Raw genomic sequence first — 14,907 nt, 5'->3', positions numbered from 1 at the left:
CCGATCCGTGGGCACCCGGGCCGAGCCTATCGCCCGCCCGGAGACGGCGGGTTCGGTTCGGCGCGCCTACATTGGTGCTCATGAGCTCACCGCACGGGGCCTCCGCCCGCCCCGCCGTCGTGGTGGTGACCGCTGTGAAGTCGCTCGACGCCGCCAAGTCGCGGTTCGCCGCGCCCGGGGACGGCCTGCGGGACGCCGTTCCCGGGCTGGTGCTGGCGATGCTGCGGGACACACTGGCCGCGGCCGCCGCGACTGCCGGGGTCATCGGCGTGCACGTGGTCTCCCCGGATCCCGCCGTGCGCGCGGCGGCGGAGGCCGCCGGCGCACGGACCGTCGACGAGCCCCGGCCCGGTGGCCTGAACGCCGCTCTGGAGGCGGGGGCGCGGGCCGCGCGCGCCGAGCACGGCCCCGCGGTCGCGGTCCTGGCGCTCCAGGCGGACCTGCCGGGGGTCACGCCCACCGAACTCGGGGCCTTCCTCGCCGCGACGGAGGGCCGCCGGGGATTCGTGCCGGACCACGCGGGGACGGGGACCGCCGCGCTCTACGCGCCTCCGGGGACGGACCTGGGCGCCGCCTTCGGGCCGGACTCCGCGGCGGCGCACGAGGCCGGGGGTGCCGCCCGGCACGCCGGTCCCTGGCCCGGTCTGCGCACCGACGTCGACACCCCGCAGGACCTCGCCGGTGCGCGGCCCCTGGGAGAACGCACCACCGAGGCGCTCGCCGCGGCCGATCGGGGCTTCGCGTCGAATGCACGCGTCCGATACGCCAGAATGGAACGGTGACGACCGAGCCTCCCGCCCCCTCCGCCGAACCGACGCAAGCCCCGAGCACCGCGGTGGCCGAGCCGGCCCTCCCGCCCTCCGGCAGGCCGACGGCGATCCCGACGGCGCCGCCCGCGGCGCCGGCCGAGGTGACCAGCGACCTGCCGGCGGACCGCTACCTGAACCGGGAACTGAGCTGGCTCGACTTCAACGCGCGCGTGCTGGCGATGGCGGAGGACGCCTCGCTGCCACTGCTGGAGCGGGCCAAGTTCCTCGCGATCTTCGCGTCGAACCTGGACGAGTTCTTCATGGTCCGGGTGGCGGGCCTCAAGCGTCGCGACCAGATGGGACTGTCCGTCCGCTCGGCCGATGGCCTCTCGCCCCGGGAGCAGCTGCGCCTGATCGCCCAGCGCACCCAGGAGCTCTCGCACAAGCACGCCCTCGTGTTCAGCGACGCGGTGCGCCCGGAGCTGGCGGCGCAGGGCATCTCGGTGGTCAGCTGGGCGGACCTGACGCCGGCCGAGCGCGAGGACCTCACCGCGTACTTCCACACGCAGGTCTTCCCGGTGCTCACGCCGCTGGCCGTCGACCCGGCGCACCCGTTCCCGTACATCTCGGGTCTCTCGCTCAACCTGGCGGTGGCGGTGGTCGACACGACCACGGGCGGCGAGCATTTCGCCCGCGTCAAGGTGCCGGACAACGTCGCACGGATGGTCTCGGTGCGCAGCGAGCGGATGGATCACGCGGTTCTCCCCCTCGAGGACCTGATCTCCGCGCACCTCGACGTCCTGTTCCCGGGGATGACGGTGTCCGAGCATCACGTCTTCCGGATCACGCGCAACGCCGATTTCGAGGTCGAGGAGGACCGCGACGAGGACCTGCTGCAGGCGCTCGAACGCGAGCTCGCGCGGCGCCGCTTCGGTTCGCCGGTCCGCCTTGAGGTGGCGGAGGACATGTCCGAGCACATGCTCGATCTGCTGCTGCGCGAGATGGATGTCGACCCGGCCGATGTCATCACCGTGCCCGGCCTGCTGGACCTGAACTGCATGTTCGAGTTGTACGGCGTGGACCGTCCGGACCTGAAGGAGAAGCCCTTCGTCCCGGTGACCCACCCCGCGTTCGGTGAGCGGGAGACCCCGAAGAGCGTCTTCTCCACGCTCCGCGAGGGCGACGTGCTCGTGCACCACCCGTACGACTCCTTCTCGACCAGCGTGCAGCGGTTCATCGAGCAGGCGGCCGCAGACCCCCACGTCCTCGCGATCAAGCAGACGCTGTACCGCACCTCGGGCGATTCGCCGATCGTCGACGCCCTGATCGACGCGGCGGAGGCCGGCAAGCAGGTCGTGGCGCTGGTCGAGATCAAGGCGCGCTTCGACGAGCAGGCGAACATCAAGTGGGCGCGCAAGCTGGAGCAGGCGGGCGTGCACGTCGTGTACGGCCTCGTCGGCCTCAAGACCCATTGCAAGACCTGCCTGGTGGTCCGGCGCGAGGGCTCGACGATCCGCCGCTACTGCCATATCGGCACGGGGAACTACAACCCGAAGACCGCGCGCCTGTACGAGGACGTCGGCCTGTTCACGGCGGACCCCGATCTGGGCGCGGACCTGACGGACCTGTTCAACCGGCTCACGGGTTACTCCCGCAAGGAGGAGTACCGCAACCTCATGGTCGCGCCGCACGGGATCCGCTCGGGCATCGTCGAGCGGATCGACCGCGAGATCGAGCTGCGTCTCGCGGGGAAGCCCGCCGGCGTCCAGCTCAAGGCGAACGCCGTGGTGGACGAGCAGATCATCGATGCGCTCTACCGGGCGAGCCAGGCGGGGGTGCCCGTGGAGGTCGTGGTCCGCGGAATCTGTGCGCTGCGTCCCGGCGTCCCGGGCGTGAGTGAGAACATCACGGTCCGCTCGATTCTCGGGCAGTTCCTCGAGCACTCGCGCATCCTGCACTTCCGCGGCGCGGACGAGTTCTGGATCGGCAGCGCGGACATGATGCACCGCAACCTCGACCGCCGAGTCGAGGTGATGGCGCAGGTGAAGGATCCGCGACTCACGCGGCAGTTGGGCGAGATGTTCGACTCCGCCCTCGATCCCGCGACGCGCTGCTGGGTGCTCGACGGTGACGGCAACTGGAACGCCTCCCCCATCCCGGGCGAGACCGTGCGGGATCACCAGCGGGAACTGATGCGCCCGCACCGCGCGAGCCAGCGGTGAGCGGCGGAGGCGAGGGCGCGGTCGTCCGCGCCTCCGGCGGCGTGCTCTGGCGCCCCGCCCCGGGCGGCCCGGAAGTGGCTGTGGTGCACCGCCCCCGCTACGACGATTGGTCGCTGCCCAAGGGGCACGTGGAGGCGGACGAGAACCCCGTCGTGGCCGGGCTGCGGGAGGTGGTCGAGGAGACGGGCTTCTCCGCCCGCTTCGTGCGCGCGGTCGGCCAGGTGTCCTACGACGTGCCGCGGCGCAAGCGGCACGGTCCGGGCGGCGCGACCGTGCGCAAGCGCGTCGGCTACTGGTCCGCGCTGGCCGGGTCCGGGGTGTTCGTGCCGAACGAGGAGACCGACGAACTGCGGTGGCTCCCGGTGAAGGAGGCGACGGCGCTGCTGAGCTATCCGATCGACCGGCGGATCCTGCGGTCGTTCGGCAAGCAGCCGCGGTCGACGTCGACGATGCTCATCGTGCGGCACGCGAAGGCGGGCCGGAAGCAGGGGTACCAGGGCGACGATCTCGCGCGACCGCTGGACCGGAACGGGCGGGCGCAGGCGGAGGCCCTGGTGGACCTCCTGAGCGCCTTCGGGCCCGGTCGCCTGCTCTCGGCGCCGCCGGTGCGATGCACGCAGACCCTGGAGCCGCTGGCGGCCGAGACGGGCCTGCCCCTGGTGGAGGAGCCGACGATGTCGGAGGCGGCCTACGCACGCGACCCGGCGGCCGCGCATCGGCGGATCCGCGAGATCGCTCGGCAGGGCGAGGAATCGGGAACGGTGCCCGTAGTGTGCAGCCAGGGCGGCGTGATCCCCGATCTCACCGCCTGGTGGGCCGGCGCGGACGACGTGCGCCTGCCCGCCGCCCGGAACCGCAAGGCAAGCGTGTGGGTGCTCACCACCGACGGCGGGCGGCTGCTGACGATGGACCACATCGACAGCCCGCTGCCCCTGGAGCACTGAGGCGTCCAGGGGCAGCGGCCCGACGACGGTCGGTTACTTCTTGGCGGCCTTCTTGGCGGGGGCCTTCTTGGCCGGAGCCTTCTTCGCGGGCGCCTTGGTCGCGGCCTTCTTCGCGGGCGCCTTGGTCGCCGCCTTCTTCGCCGGGGTGGCCTTGGTGGCGGCCTTCTTGGCGGGCGCCTTGGTCGCGGCCTTCTTCGCCGGGGTGGCCTTGGTCGCGGCCTTCTTGGCGGGCGCCTTGGTCGCGGCCTTCTTCGCCGGGGTGGCCTTGGTCGCGGCCTTCTTGGCGGGCGCCTTGGTCGCGGCCTTCTTCGCGGGGGCGGCCTTGGTCGCCTTCGCCGGCGCCTTCTTCGCGGCCGCCTTCGTGGCGGTCGCCTTCGCGGCCTTCGCCGGTGCCTTCTTCGCGGCCGTCTTCTTGGCGGGCGCGGCCGTGGTGGCCGAGCTGCGGCGGACGGCGGGGCCCGAGGCCGGCAGCTTCGCCGAGCCGGAGATCACGGCCTTGAACTGCGCGCCGGGACGGAACGCCGGGACGGACGTGGGCTTGACCTTGACGGTCTCGCCGGTGCGGGGATTGCGGGCGACGCGGGCGGCGCGCTTGCGCTGCTCGAAGACACCGAAGCCCGTGATGGTGACGGACTCACCGGCGTGGACGGCACGGACGATCGTGTCCACGATCGCCTCGACGGCGGCGCCGGCGGTCCGGCGGTCGGTGCCCAGCTTCTCGGTGAGCGCCTCGATCAGTTCTGCCTTGTTCATTGACGATCTTCCTCTGTGGTCGGAGGCTCACCGCTGAGCCAACTAGGGACACCGTAAACGCAGAATTGCATTCAATCCAAGAGCCACGCCAGATTTGATCGAAGGTGTGTCGGAATGACAAGTGGCGGCACCGGTTCGATCCGGTGCCGCCACTGGCGGGTTCACGCGCTACAGAGTCACGGGTTTGTATGCGGGCCTATGACTTTCAAAATCAGAGATGGCGGCGTCCTGCTGCAGGGTGATGCCGATGTCGTCCAGCCCCGCCATCAGGCGATGCCGGACCGGGTCGTCGATCGTGAACGGGACTACCAAGTCCCCGGCGGTCACCGTCCGGTCCTCGAGGTCGACGGTGACCTCGAGCCCCGGGTCGTTCTCGAGGGCCTTCCACAGCAGTTCGACGTTCTCCTGCTCGACCAGTGCGGCCACGAGGCCCGCCTTGCCCGAGTTGCCGCGGAAGATGTCCGCGAACCGCGACGAGATGACCACCCGGAAGCCGTAGTCCATGAGCGCCCACACGGCGTGCTCACGGGAACTGCCGGTGCCGAAGTCGGGTCCGGCGACGAGGACCGAGCCGCGGTCGTAGGGCGGGACGTTGAGGATGAAGTTCGGATCGGCGCGCCAGGCCGAGAAGAGACCGTCCTCGAACCCGGTGCGGGTCACGCGCTTGAGGTACACGGCGGGGATGATCTGGTCGGTGTCGACGTTGGTGCGGCGCAGCGGCACGCCGATGCCGGTGTGGGTGACGATGGCTTCCATGGTCGTTCTCCTTGAGCTGCGGTCGGGTGGCGCTCAGGCGCCGGAGACGGGGGCCAGATCGGCCGGGGCGGAGAGCGTGCCGCGCACCGCGGTGGCGGCGGCGACCGCCGGCGAGACCAGGTGCGTGCGGCTGCCCTTGCCCTGCCGCCCCTCGAAGTTGCGGTTCGACGTGGAGGCCGAGCGTTCCCCGGCCGCGAGCTGATCGGGGTTCATGCCCAGGCACATCGAGCACCCGGCCTGGCGCCACTCCGCGCCGGCGTCGACGAAGACCTGCCCCAGTCCCTCCTCCTCGGCCTGGGCGCGCACCCGCATCGAGCCGGGCACCACGAGCATGCGGACGCCGTCGGCCACCTTGCGGCCGCGGAGGATCTCGGCGACGGCACGCAGATCCTCGATCCGCCCGTTGGTGCAGGAGCCGACGAACACGGCGTCCACGGCGATGTCACGCAGCGGAGTTCCGGGCTCGAGCCCCATGTACTGCAGCGCCTTCGCGGCGGTCTCCTTCTCGCCGTCGGAACCGAACGACTCCGGATCGGGCACCGAGGAACTGAGGGGCGCTCCCTGGCCGGGGTTGGTGCCCCAGGTGACGAAGGGCGTCAGGGCACTACCGTCGATGTCCACCTCGGCGTCGAAGGTCGCACCCTCGTCGGTGCGGAGGGCGTCCCAGGCCTCGACCGCCGCGTCCCAGTCCGCACCCTTCGGCGCGTGCTCGCGACCCTTGATGTAGTCGTAGGTGGTCTGGTCGGGCGCGATCATGCCGGCCCGGGCGCCGGCCTCGATCGACATGTTGCAGATGGTCATCCGGGCCTCCATCGAGAGCTTCTCGATCGCGCTGCCCCGGTACTCGAGGACGTAGCCCTGGCCGCCGCCGGTGCCGATCTTGGCGATGATCGCCAGGATCAGGTCCTTGGACGTCACGCCGGGCTGCAGCTCACCGGAAACGTTGATGGCCATGGTCTTGAACGGCTTGAGCGGCAGTGTCTGAGTGGCCAGGACGTGCTCAACCTCGGACGTCCCGATCCCCATGGCGATGGCGCCGAAGGCGCCGTGGGTGGACGTGTGACTGTCGCCGCAGACGACCGTCATGCCCGGCTGGGTGAGCCCGAGCTGCGGTCCCATCACGTGCACGATGCCCTGCTCTCCGTCGCCCATGGAGTGGAGGCGGACGCCGAACTCGGCGCAGTTGCGGCGCAGCGTCTCCACCTGCGTGCGGGAGACCTCGTCCGCGATCGGCTGGACCAGCGTGTCGGTGGGCACGTTGTGGTCCTCGGTGGCGATGGTGAGGTCGGGGCGGCGCACCCGGCGGCCGTTGAGGCGGAGCCCGTCGAAGGCCTGCGGGCTTGTCACCTCGTGGACCAGGTGCAGGTCGATGTAGATGAGGTCGGGCTCACGCGAGGCGCCCTCGCCCTCCCCCTTGACGACGACGTGCTGGTGCCAGACCTTCTCGGCCATTGTGCGCGGCTGCATGATTCCCACCTGCTCCATGTCGGGCCCCGACGGTGGACGCGGGCTGCGCGTTGAATCCCACCATACGAGAGCCTAGTATCGAACTATGGGAAAGGATACCGCACCGCCGGACGCCCCCGAAAGTCTCACCCCGGTGAGCGGCATCGGCGTGCTCGACAAGTCCGTCGCCGTCCTCCGCGCGGCGGCGGAGGAACCGGCGAGCCTGGCCGATCTGTGCGGCCGCACGGGCCTGCCGCGGGCGACCGCGCATCGCCTGGCCGTGGGCTTGGAACTGCACGGCCTGCTCACCCGGGACGGCGACGGCCTGTGGCGCCCCGGTTCCGCGCTGCGCGAACTCGCGGCGAGCACCGCCGACGCCCTCGTCGAGACGGCGGCGATGGTGCTGCCCCGGCTGCGGGAGATCACCGGCGAATCGGTGCAGTTGTACCGCCGCGAGGGCGATCACCGCGTGTGCGTGGCCGCCGCGGAGCCGCCCTCCGGCCTGCGCGACACGGTACCGGTGGGGTCGCGGTTGCCGATGACCGCCGGCTCGGGCGCGAAGGTCCTGGCGGCCTGGGCGGACCCGCGGGCGGAGTCCCCGTTCAGCGACCGCGTCCTCGCGGAGGTGCGCAAGCGCGGATGGGCGCAGAGCGCCGGCGAGCGCGAGTCCGGCGTCGCCAGCGTCTCCGCGCCGGTCCGCAATCCGCGCGGCGAGGTGATCGCGGCGATCTCCGTCTCCGGCCCGATCGATCGCATGGGCCGCCGCCCCGGTGCGCGCTGGGCGGCCGACCTGCTGCAGGCCGCCGAGGCGCTGCAGCGGCGACTCTGAGAGCCTAGGCCGACCCGACCACGCGGCAGCGCACCGCGGCACCGTCGACCGTGAGACTCGCGCCGACCCGGCTCGCGGTGTCGCTCGCGCGCGCCGCTCGGTGCGCGATCACCGCCTCGGCCACCATCGGCCAGACGTCGTGGCGGATCGCCCGGCGCACCGAGCGAGCCCCGTAGACGGGGTCGAAGCCGGTCTCCACCAGGTGAGTTGCGACGCCGTCGTCGATCGTCAGGTCCACGCCGCGCTTGCGAGCGCGGTCGGCGAACATGTCCAGCTCATGTCGCGCGACCTCGATCGCGGTGCCGGCGGAGAGCTCCTCGAAGAGCGTCACCTCGTCGATGCGGTTGAGGAACTCGGGGTCGAAGAAGCGGGCGATCGACTGCTCGGAGATCCGGTCGAGGCGGCCCTCCAGGATCCGGTCCACCCGCTCCCCCGCCGGGGCCGGCAGCAGCCGCGAGACCGACCGACCCGCCCGATGCCACGGGCGCTCCTGCTCGGCGCGCAACTCGCGGCTGCCGAGGTTGGAGGTCATGAACACCAGGCAGTTGCGGAAGTCGTAGCGCTGCTGGCCGTTCGCGAGGGTCAGCTGCCCCCGGTCGAGCACGTGCAGCAGGGCCCGCAGGACCGTGGTGTGCGCCTTCTCCACCTCGTCGAAGAGCACGATCCCCGGCATGGTGACGGTGCCCTCGATGCGGTCGCGGTCGAAGACGCTGAGCCCTTCCTTGGAACCGGAGTAGCCGGGCGGCGCGCCGGCGAACGATGCGGCGTAGTGCTCCTGCGCCATTGCCGACATGTCCACCTGGCAGAAGTCGTCCGGCCCGGTGCGCAACGCCGCCGCGAGCTGGCGGACGATCTCCGTCTTGCCGGTCCCCGTGGGTCCCACGAGCAGGTGGCTGGCGAGCGGGCGGGTCTTGTCGGTCAGCCCGGCCTGCACCACCGAGAGGGTCTTGAAGATCGACTCGATGGCGTGGTCCTGTCCGAAGACGTTGGCGCGCAGCTGGGCCAGGATCCGCGCCGCGTCGACCCGACCGATCGCCGCCTTGGCGAACTCGGCGTCGGTGGGGCGGGACTCGGAGGAGCCGGGCGCCCGGCCGCCGACGTCGACTCCTTCGGCGGCCAGGCGATCGGTGATGAAGGGCACGGTCTACGCCTCGCGGGTCTTCTCGGTGGGAATGGTTCCGACGGGGCACTCGGCCACGCCGATCGTGTCGCGCGTGAAGGACTCGACCTGCTCGCGCGCGGCCTCGGCATCGGTGACCCACAGCTTGTAGAAGTCGAAGGGGCACTCGGCGACGCCCTTGTCGCCCTCGCCCGCGGCGTGGATGCCGGTGTAACCGCGGTGAAGGATCTTGAACAGGTGGTTCTGCGACTGGTCGTGCTTACGCGCGTCGCGGATCGTCGAGACCGAGAGCTGCGCGTACTGGATGCCGTACTCCTCCTCGCCGGTTTCGCCGAGGGTGCGGCCGTCGAAGCCGATGATCGACGAGTGGCCGAAGTAGGAGTAGACGCCGTCGAAGCCCGCGGCGTTGGCGACGGCGACGTAGACGTTGTTCGCCCAGGCCATGGCCTTCGCCATGAGCACCTGCTGATCCTTCGACGGGTACATGTAGCCCTGGCAGCGCACGACGAGTTCGGCGCCCTTCATGGCGCAGTCGCGCCAGATCTCGGGGTAGTTGCCGTCGTCGCAGACGATGAGCGAGATCTTCAGCCCCTTGGGGCCTTCGACCACGTACGTCGAGTCGCCGGGGTACCAGCCCTCGATGGGGGCCCACGGGATGATCTTGCGGTACTTCTGGACGATCTCCCCCTGGTCGTTGATGAGGATCAGGGTGTTGTAGGGCGGCTTGTTCGGGTGGTCCTCGTGCTGCTCGCCGGTGATCGAGAAGACGCCCCAGGTACCGGCCTTGCGGCAGGCGTCCGAGAAGATCTTCGTCTCCTCGCCGGGGATGGCGGCGGCGGTGGCGTACATCTCGTCGGGGTCGTACATGATGCCCTGCGTGGAGTACTCGGGGAAGACGACGAGGTCCATGCCGGGCAGGCCCGCCTTCATGCCGACGATCATCTCGGCGATCTTGTGGCAGTTCTCGATGACGCCGGCGCGGTCGTGCAGGCGCGGCATCTTGTAGTTGACGACGGCGACGCCGACGGTGTCCGGGCTGGAGGAGATGTCTCCGTGACGCATGGTGGAACCTTTCGTTGGATTTCCTTGTCGGGCGGGGATTACGCGGATTCGGGTGTGGCGACGGAGTCGCGCGCGGGTAGGGGCAGCGTCGGCGCGGTCCTGGCGGCCACGGCGCTGACCGCCAGGAGGGCGACGGCGATCACCGCCGCCCACAGTGCCGCCGACGCACTGGTGGGCCAGCTCCCGCGCCACGCCATGAGCGCGGGGATCGTGCAGGTCAGGTGCGAGCCGATCAGGATGAGCCACCCGGTGAACGGCATGAGGGCGGTCCTCCCGCAGGCCAGGATGAGGAAGAACATCAGCCACATCACGGCCCACACGAACCAGATGACGCCGAAGACCGGATCGGTGGCGAGCGAGTAGCCGCCGAAGACGATCGCCATGGCGGTGACGAAGATCGAGTACCAGCCGAGGCCGCGGCCGTCGTTGCCCATGAGGTTGTTGACGCCCACGAACAGGTAGGTGAACCCGAACAGGTAGCTGGAGCCCGCCCCGAACACCCCGCCGAGGTCGCCGTCGGCGGCGACCACCGCCAGGGTCGGCAGGATGACCTGCATCGCCCCGACGAAGAGGTTGAAGACGCCGGCCTCACGGGCGGAGATCGCCCCGAGGAACCAGGCCCCGTTGACGAACAGAACGGCCCCGACGAAGAGCAATCCGAGTGTGGTCATCGCGACTCCCGATTTATTACCGATTCGGCACTATCTCTGATCGGTAGTATTGGCGGGGAGCGCGCTGCGCGCAGCGGAATCGATGAAAAAGCAGGTGAGAGCGCTCAGGAGAGCCGGAGCACGAGCGAGTCCCAGACCTCGCGGCCGGTGTCGGAGATCGTCAACAGGACGCTGCGACGATCACCCGGCGCCGGGCGCCGGTAGGCCAGGTTGCGCTCGACGAGCCGGTCGACGAGACGGGTCGTCGACGACGGTGTGGTGCCCGTCCGGGCCGCGAGCTCACCGACGGTGGCGCCCTCGACCGACGCCAGCAGGCGCAGGGCGCGGAAGTGCTCGATGGTGAGGTCGTGCTCCGCGAGGGCCGGGATCAGGACGTTCAGGACGAGGTCGTCGGCCTCGCACACGGCTGCGAACGCGGTGCGCCCCGGCGCCTCCCGCAGGTCCGCACTCGCGTCCATACCGGCCTCGATCCTCGACTGTGTCATCGCAATCCGCGCCTACTGTATCGCGTTCGGCCGCGGGCGCGGGCGCACTCCGCGTAGGCTCGGTGGCACACCGGTCCGTAGTGCAGGACTTCAGACGAGCGGACGTCCATGAGCGAGTACACCGTTGGGTTGCTGTATCCCCGACGTGGCCCCGCGGGGCTGTTCGGTCCGTCGTGCCTCAGTTGCACGACGCTGGCGGCCGACGACATCAACAGCAGGGGCGGCATCCTGGGTCGCGAGTTGGCCGTGCGCCCCATCGACGCCGCGACCGGCGTCGCGAACGTGACCCGCGAGGTCGAATCCCTACTGGCGACGGGCGAGATCGATGCGATCGTCGGCTGGCACACCTCCGACGTGCGCCGAGCGCTCTCGGCACGGCTCGACCTGCGCGTGCCCTACGTCTACACGGCGCTCTACGAGGGAGGCGAATCCACGGCGGGGGTCTTCCTCACGGGCGAGACGCCCGAGGAGCAGATCCTCCCCGCCCTCGAGTGGCTCCGCCGCGAGCGCGGCCTGCGCCGCTGGTGGATCGTGGGCAGCGACTACCTGTGGGCTCGCGACAGTGCCAAGGCCTGCGTCCGCTTCGCGCGCCGTCTCGGCGACGCCCTGGTCGGCGCGCGCTTCGTCCCCGTCGGCACCGAGGACTTCTCGTCGGTGGTCGCCGACATCGCCCGATCCGACGCCGATGGCGTACTGATGCTCCTGCTCGGGCAGGACGCGGTCGAGTTCAATCGCGCCTTCGCCGCGGCGGGCCTGGACGAGGCCTTCGTGCGCTACTCGCCGCTCATGGACGAGCACATGCTCATGGCCTCGGGCCCCGACGCCACGCGCGACCTGTTCGCGTCGGCGGGCTACTTCGACTCCGTGGTGACCTCCGAATCCATGGAGTTCGGCTCCCGGTACTTCGGCCGGTTCGGTCCCGACGCCTGCACGCCCACGTCGATGGGTGAGTCCTGTTTCGAGGGCATGCTCCTGCTCGAGTCCCTGTTGTCGACGGTGCGCAGCACGGACGTCCGCGACATCATGGCCGGGGTGGGCGGCGTGCACTACGAGGGTGCCCGCGGCAACATGGCGCTCCGCGACGGCCACGCGCATCAGCGGATGTACCTCGCCCGCGCGGAGGGCTGCGATTTCGACGTGATCGGTCAACTCTGATGACGCACGGGTTCGACCGGCTCAGGGCGCAGCCGGCGCCGGCGACACCGGAGCCGACGCGCAGTTCGCCCGGAGTCGGGCGAAGACGGGCGCGTTCCGCCCCCGCGGGGCGTTGTTCCGCTTGAGCGTCACCGTGCCCTCGCAGCGCGACAGCCGATCGGCGGCGATCACCGAGAACGCGACAGTGTAATCCGTCTCCTCGCCCTGGTACGGCGCATGCATCGACGTTCCCGCCGAGTGATCGGACTGCTCGACGACGACCGAGCCCGGCTGCAGCACGGCGGGCTGGGCCGTCAAGGCACGCGTCAGAACATCGTCGGCGTGCGCGGAGGAGTGCGTGTCGCCGGCGATGACCGCGGCGATCGGCACGCCCACACAGAACCAGGCGACGAAGAACAGCACCGACTTCCACCACTGCCACCGCTCCGCCCACCGTGCTTTCCACACGACGATCGGTAGAAAGGCCACCGCGATGCCCACGACCACCCAGACGGCCCGCCACCCGCTGACGGAGGACGCCGCGACATCCGCCAGCTCGACCCAGGGCGTCTCGATCACCATGCCGGAACCTCGAACCTCCGAACACCTCCACCCGGCCCGACGAGCAAACATCGATTCGACATCACGTACCGAGAATATCGTGTGCCGAAAAGTGGCCGCCCGCCCGCTACGGGTCCGCGATCATCGCTCGCCGGTTCATGAATGACTGGTCCACGCAGACGACGAAGGCCCGGATCGTCAGATCCGGGCCTTCCGTTGTACCCCCGATGGGATTCGAACCCACGCTACCGCCGTGAGAGGGCGGCGTCCTAGGCCGCTAGACGACGGGGGCTAGAACTGGCGCCGACGCGCGCGCGAGGCGCCTCGACGATGTCGATGAAGGTAGCACACCTGCACCGAACGTACCCCCGATGGGATTCGAACCCACGCTACCGCCGTGAGAGGGCGGCGTCCTAGGCCGCTAGACGACGGGGGCTAGGACTGCGCCCTCCGCATGCGGAGGGCGCTGTCACGCTGGCCTACCAGGACTCGAACCTAGAATGGCTGAACCAGAATCAGCTGTGTTGCCAATTACACCATAGGCCAATGGCTCTCCCCGAGATCGTTTCCGACCTCGTTTTGAGCCGCGATCCAGCTTACCCAGCCGCGCTGGGAACGCCAAATCGCCAGGTCATCCCTATTGCGGCGCCGCGCCGTCGGCGGGGACAAGCGTACGAGCGGCGGCGAGGCGGCCCAGGGTGCGCTCGCGGCCGAGCAACTCCAGCGACTCGAACAGCGGCGGGCTGATGGGTGAGCCCGTGACGCCGACGCGGATCGGAGCGTAGGCCTTGCGCGGCTTGAGCTCCAGCTCGTCGATGAGCCGGCCCTTCAGCGCACCCTCGATGGCCTCGGTGGTCCAGTCCGTGAGCCCCTCGAGCGCGGCAATGCTCTCGTCGAGCACCTGGCCGGCGTCGGCCTTGATGTTCTTCGCCGCGGCCGCCGGGTCCACGGAGAAGTCGGCCTCATCGACGTAGAGGAACTTCAGCAGGTCCCAGGCGTCCGACAGCACCACGATGCGGGTCTGCACGAGCTCCGCCGCGGTCGCGAACTCGTCCCCCAGGCGCGCACCGTCGACGAAGCCCCGCTCGACGAGGAAGGCCCGCAGCCGGGCCGCGAAGTCGTCCGGCGCGAGCAGGCGGATGTGTTCGGCGTTGATCGCGTCGGCCTTCTTCTGGTCGAAGCGCGCCGGGTTGGAGTTCACCCGGTGCACGTCGAACGCTGCGATCATCTCGTCGAGGCTGAACACGTCGTTGTCCGGCGAGATGCCCCAGCCGAGCAGCGCCAGATAGTTGAGCAGGCCCTCGGGGAGGAAGCCGCGGTCGCGGTGGTGGAAGAGGTTGGACTCGGGGTCGCGCTTGGAGAGCTTCTTGTTGCCCTCCCCCATCACGAACGGCAGGTGCCCGAACTCGGGGGTGCGCTCGGCGACGCCGATCTTCTCCAGCGCCTCGTACAGCGCGAGCTGGCGCGGCGTGGAGCTGAGCAGGTCCTCGCCGCGGAGCACGTGCGTGATCCTCATCATCGCGTCGTCGACGGGGTTGACGAGGGTGTACAGCGGATCGCCGTTCGCGCGGGTCAGCGCGAAGTCCGGCACGCTGCCCGCGGCGAAGGTGGTCTCGCCGCGCACCATGTCGTTCCACGTGAAGTCGTGATCGGGCATGCGCAGGCGCACGACGGGGCTGCGCCCCTCGGCGCGGTAGGCGGCCTTCTGATCCTCGGTGAGGTCACGGTCGAAGTTGTCGTAGCCCAGCTTCGGGTTCCGGCCGGCGGCGACGTGCCGCGCCTCCACCTCCTCCGGCGTCGAGAAGGCCTCGTAGGCGTAGCCGCCCTCGACGAGGCGCCGCACGACGTCCAGGTGCAGGTCCTTGCGCTCGGACTGGCGGTAGGGGCCGTACGGCCCGCCGACCTCGGGGCCCTCGTCCCAGTCGAGGCCGAGCCAGCGCAGCGATTCGAGGATCGCGGCGTAGCTCTCCTCGCTGTCGCGGGCGGCGTCAGTGTCCTCGATGCGGAAGACGAAAGTACCGCCGGTGTGTCGCGCGTGGGCGAAGTTGAACAGCGCGGTGCGCACCATGCCGACGTGCGGCGTGCCGGTGGGCGACGGGCAGAAGCGCACCCGGACGGACCCGGGTGCGGCGGTGTTCGACGGTGCGGCGGAAGACTCAGTCACGGCGTCCAGGG

General features: G+C 70.4%; 14 protein-coding genes and 3 tRNA genes. 5 read left to right on the top strand and 12 right to left on the bottom strand.

Annotation, left to right across the window (positions count from 1 at the left end; translation table 11 throughout):
* Positions 1-80: 80 nt before the first annotated feature.
* The 3 genes from cofC to ELY19_RS15095 are packed head-to-tail and all read left to right on the top strand — an operon-like array spanning position 81 to position 3,915.
* A complete protein-coding gene (gene cofC / locus ELY19_RS15105; protein WP_227966857.1) occupies positions 81-782 on the top strand; it encodes a 2-phospho-L-lactate guanylyltransferase in 702 nt (233 codons plus the stop codon).
* 53 nt (positions 783-835) lie between these two features.
* Positions 836-2,971 (top strand): RNA degradosome polyphosphate kinase, encoded by a 2,136-nt coding sequence (locus ELY19_RS15100; RefSeq protein WP_227967339.1) that lies wholly within the window; start codon positions 836-838, stop codon positions 2,969-2,971.
* Positions 2,968-3,915 carry an NUDIX hydrolase gene (locus ELY19_RS15095; protein WP_126196949.1) on the top strand — a complete coding sequence of 316 codons (948 nt, stop codon included), beginning with the start codon at positions 2,968-2,970 and terminating at the stop codon, positions 3,913-3,915. The genes ELY19_RS15100 and ELY19_RS15095 overlap by 4 nt, the downstream gene beginning before the upstream one ends.
* A 33-nt stretch (positions 3,916-3,948) precedes the next feature.
* On the opposite strand, the gene ELY19_RS15090 is transcribed toward ELY19_RS15095, so the two are convergent.
* The 3 genes from ELY19_RS15090 to leuC form a co-directional block, all read right to left on the bottom strand.
* Entirely contained in the window at positions 3,949-4,668 is a 720-nt protein-coding gene (locus ELY19_RS15090; protein WP_126196948.1) for an HU family DNA-binding protein, read from the bottom strand.
* Positions 4,669-4,836: 168 nt separating this feature from the next.
* Positions 4,837-5,424, bottom strand: a complete 588-nt coding sequence (gene leuD, locus ELY19_RS15085; protein WP_126196947.1) for a 3-isopropylmalate dehydratase small subunit — start codon at positions 5,422-5,424, stop codon at positions 4,837-4,839.
* A gap of 33 nt (positions 5,425-5,457) precedes the next feature.
* The gene (gene leuC, locus ELY19_RS15080) at positions 5,458-6,891 is read right to left on the bottom strand and encodes a 3-isopropylmalate dehydratase large subunit (protein ID WP_126196946.1); all 1,434 of its coding nucleotides are present in this window, start codon (positions 6,889-6,891) and stop codon (positions 5,458-5,460) included.
* Between the two features lie 85 nt (positions 6,892-6,976).
* Here leuC and ELY19_RS15075 point away from each other — a divergent pair, with 85 nt between their 5' ends.
* The gene (locus ELY19_RS15075) at positions 6,977-7,699 is read left to right on the top strand and encodes an IclR family transcriptional regulator (protein ID WP_126196945.1); all 723 of its coding nucleotides are present in this window, start codon (positions 6,977-6,979) and stop codon (positions 7,697-7,699) included.
* 4 nt (positions 7,700-7,703) lie between these two features.
* Here ELY19_RS15075 and ELY19_RS15070 read toward each other — a convergent pair whose 3' ends face one another.
* The 4 genes from ELY19_RS15070 to ELY19_RS15055 form a co-directional block, all read right to left on the bottom strand.
* Positions 7,704-8,840 carry an AAA family ATPase gene (locus ELY19_RS15070; protein WP_126196944.1) on the bottom strand — a complete coding sequence of 379 codons (1,137 nt, stop codon included), beginning with the start codon at positions 8,838-8,840 and terminating at the stop codon, positions 7,704-7,706.
* A gap of 3 nt (positions 8,841-8,843) precedes the next feature.
* Positions 8,844-9,881 carry an aliphatic amidase gene (locus tag ELY19_RS15065; RefSeq protein ID WP_126196943.1) on the bottom strand — a complete coding sequence of 346 codons (1,038 nt, stop codon included), beginning with the start codon at positions 9,879-9,881 and terminating at the stop codon, positions 8,844-8,846.
* A gap of 38 nt (positions 9,882-9,919) precedes the next feature.
* A complete protein-coding gene (locus tag ELY19_RS15060; protein ID WP_126196942.1) occupies positions 9,920-10,552 on the bottom strand; it encodes an AmiS/UreI family transporter in 633 nt (210 codons plus the stop codon).
* Positions 10,553-10,656: 104 nt separating this feature from the next.
* Positions 10,657-11,037: a MarR family transcriptional regulator gene (locus tag ELY19_RS15055; protein WP_126196941.1), complete on the bottom strand. Its 381-nt coding sequence runs from the start codon at positions 11,035-11,037 to the stop codon at positions 10,657-10,659.
* 108 nt (positions 11,038-11,145) lie between these two features.
* On the opposite strand from ELY19_RS15055, the gene ELY19_RS15050 reads away from it, so the two are divergent.
* Positions 11,146-12,192 (top strand): substrate-binding domain-containing protein, encoded by a 1,047-nt coding sequence (locus ELY19_RS15050; protein WP_126196940.1) that lies wholly within the window; start codon positions 11,146-11,148, stop codon positions 12,190-12,192.
* A gap of 21 nt (positions 12,193-12,213) precedes the next feature.
* Here ELY19_RS15050 and ELY19_RS15045 read toward each other — a convergent pair whose 3' ends face one another.
* The 5 genes from ELY19_RS15045 to gltX form a co-directional block, all read right to left on the bottom strand.
* Positions 12,214-12,753 (bottom strand): hypothetical protein, encoded by a 540-nt coding sequence (locus tag ELY19_RS15045; RefSeq protein WP_126196939.1) that lies wholly within the window; start codon positions 12,751-12,753, stop codon positions 12,214-12,216.
* A 198-nt stretch (positions 12,754-12,951) separates the two neighbouring features.
* Positions 12,952-13,024 (bottom strand) — tRNA-Glu (locus ELY19_RS15040).
* A gap of 71 nt (positions 13,025-13,095) precedes the next feature.
* Positions 13,096-13,168 (bottom strand) — tRNA-Glu (locus ELY19_RS15035).
* 38 nt (positions 13,169-13,206) lie between these two features.
* Positions 13,207-13,278 (bottom strand) — tRNA-Gln (locus ELY19_RS15030).
* Between the two features lie 91 nt (positions 13,279-13,369).
* On the bottom strand, positions 13,370-14,896 hold the full coding sequence (gene gltX / locus ELY19_RS15025; protein ID WP_126196938.1) for a glutamate--tRNA ligase: 1,527 nt from the start codon (positions 14,894-14,896) through the stop codon (positions 13,370-13,372).
* Positions 14,897-14,907: the final 11 nt, after the last annotated feature.

It is taken from the genome of Tsukamurella paurometabola (assembly GCF_900631615.1).
GTDB lineage: Bacteria > Actinomycetota > Actinomycetes > Mycobacteriales > Mycobacteriaceae > Tsukamurella > Tsukamurella paurometabola_A.
The sequence above is the reverse complement of the archived record's forward strand: the minus strand, read 5'-3'. Positions and strand labels throughout refer to the sequence as shown.

Excerpts from the sequence above, each read along its gene's own strand:
- cofC (WP_227966857.1), top strand. The coding sequence starts at position 81 with ATGAGCTCACCGCACGGGGCCTCCGCCCGCCCCGCCGTCGTGGTGGTG.
- ELY19_RS15090 (WP_126196948.1), bottom strand. The coding sequence starts at position 4,668 with ATGAACAAGGCAGAACTGATCGAGGCGCTCACCGAGAAGCTGGGCACC.
- leuD (WP_126196947.1), bottom strand. The coding sequence starts at position 5,424 with ATGGAAGCCATCGTCACCCACACCGGCATCGGCGTGCCGCTGCGCCGC.
- leuC (WP_126196946.1), bottom strand. The coding sequence starts at position 6,891 with ATGCAGCCGCGCACAATGGCCGAGAAGGTCTGGCACCAGCACGTCGTC.
- ELY19_RS15075 (WP_126196945.1), top strand. The coding sequence starts at position 6,977 with ATGGGAAAGGATACCGCACCGCCGGACGCCCCCGAAAGTCTCACCCCG.
- ELY19_RS15065 (WP_126196943.1), bottom strand. The coding sequence starts at position 9,881 with ATGCGTCACGGAGACATCTCCTCCAGCCCGGACACCGTCGGCGTCGCC.
- ELY19_RS15060 (WP_126196942.1), bottom strand. The coding sequence starts at position 10,552 with ATGACCACACTCGGATTGCTCTTCGTCGGGGCCGTTCTGTTCGTCAAC.
- ELY19_RS15055 (WP_126196941.1), bottom strand. The coding sequence starts at position 11,037 with ATGACACAGTCGAGGATCGAGGCCGGTATGGACGCGAGTGCGGACCTG.
- ELY19_RS15050 (WP_126196940.1), top strand. The coding sequence starts at position 11,146 with ATGAGCGAGTACACCGTTGGGTTGCTGTATCCCCGACGTGGCCCCGCG.
- ELY19_RS15045 (WP_126196939.1), bottom strand. The coding sequence starts at position 12,753 with ATGGTGATCGAGACGCCCTGGGTCGAGCTGGCGGATGTCGCGGCGTCC.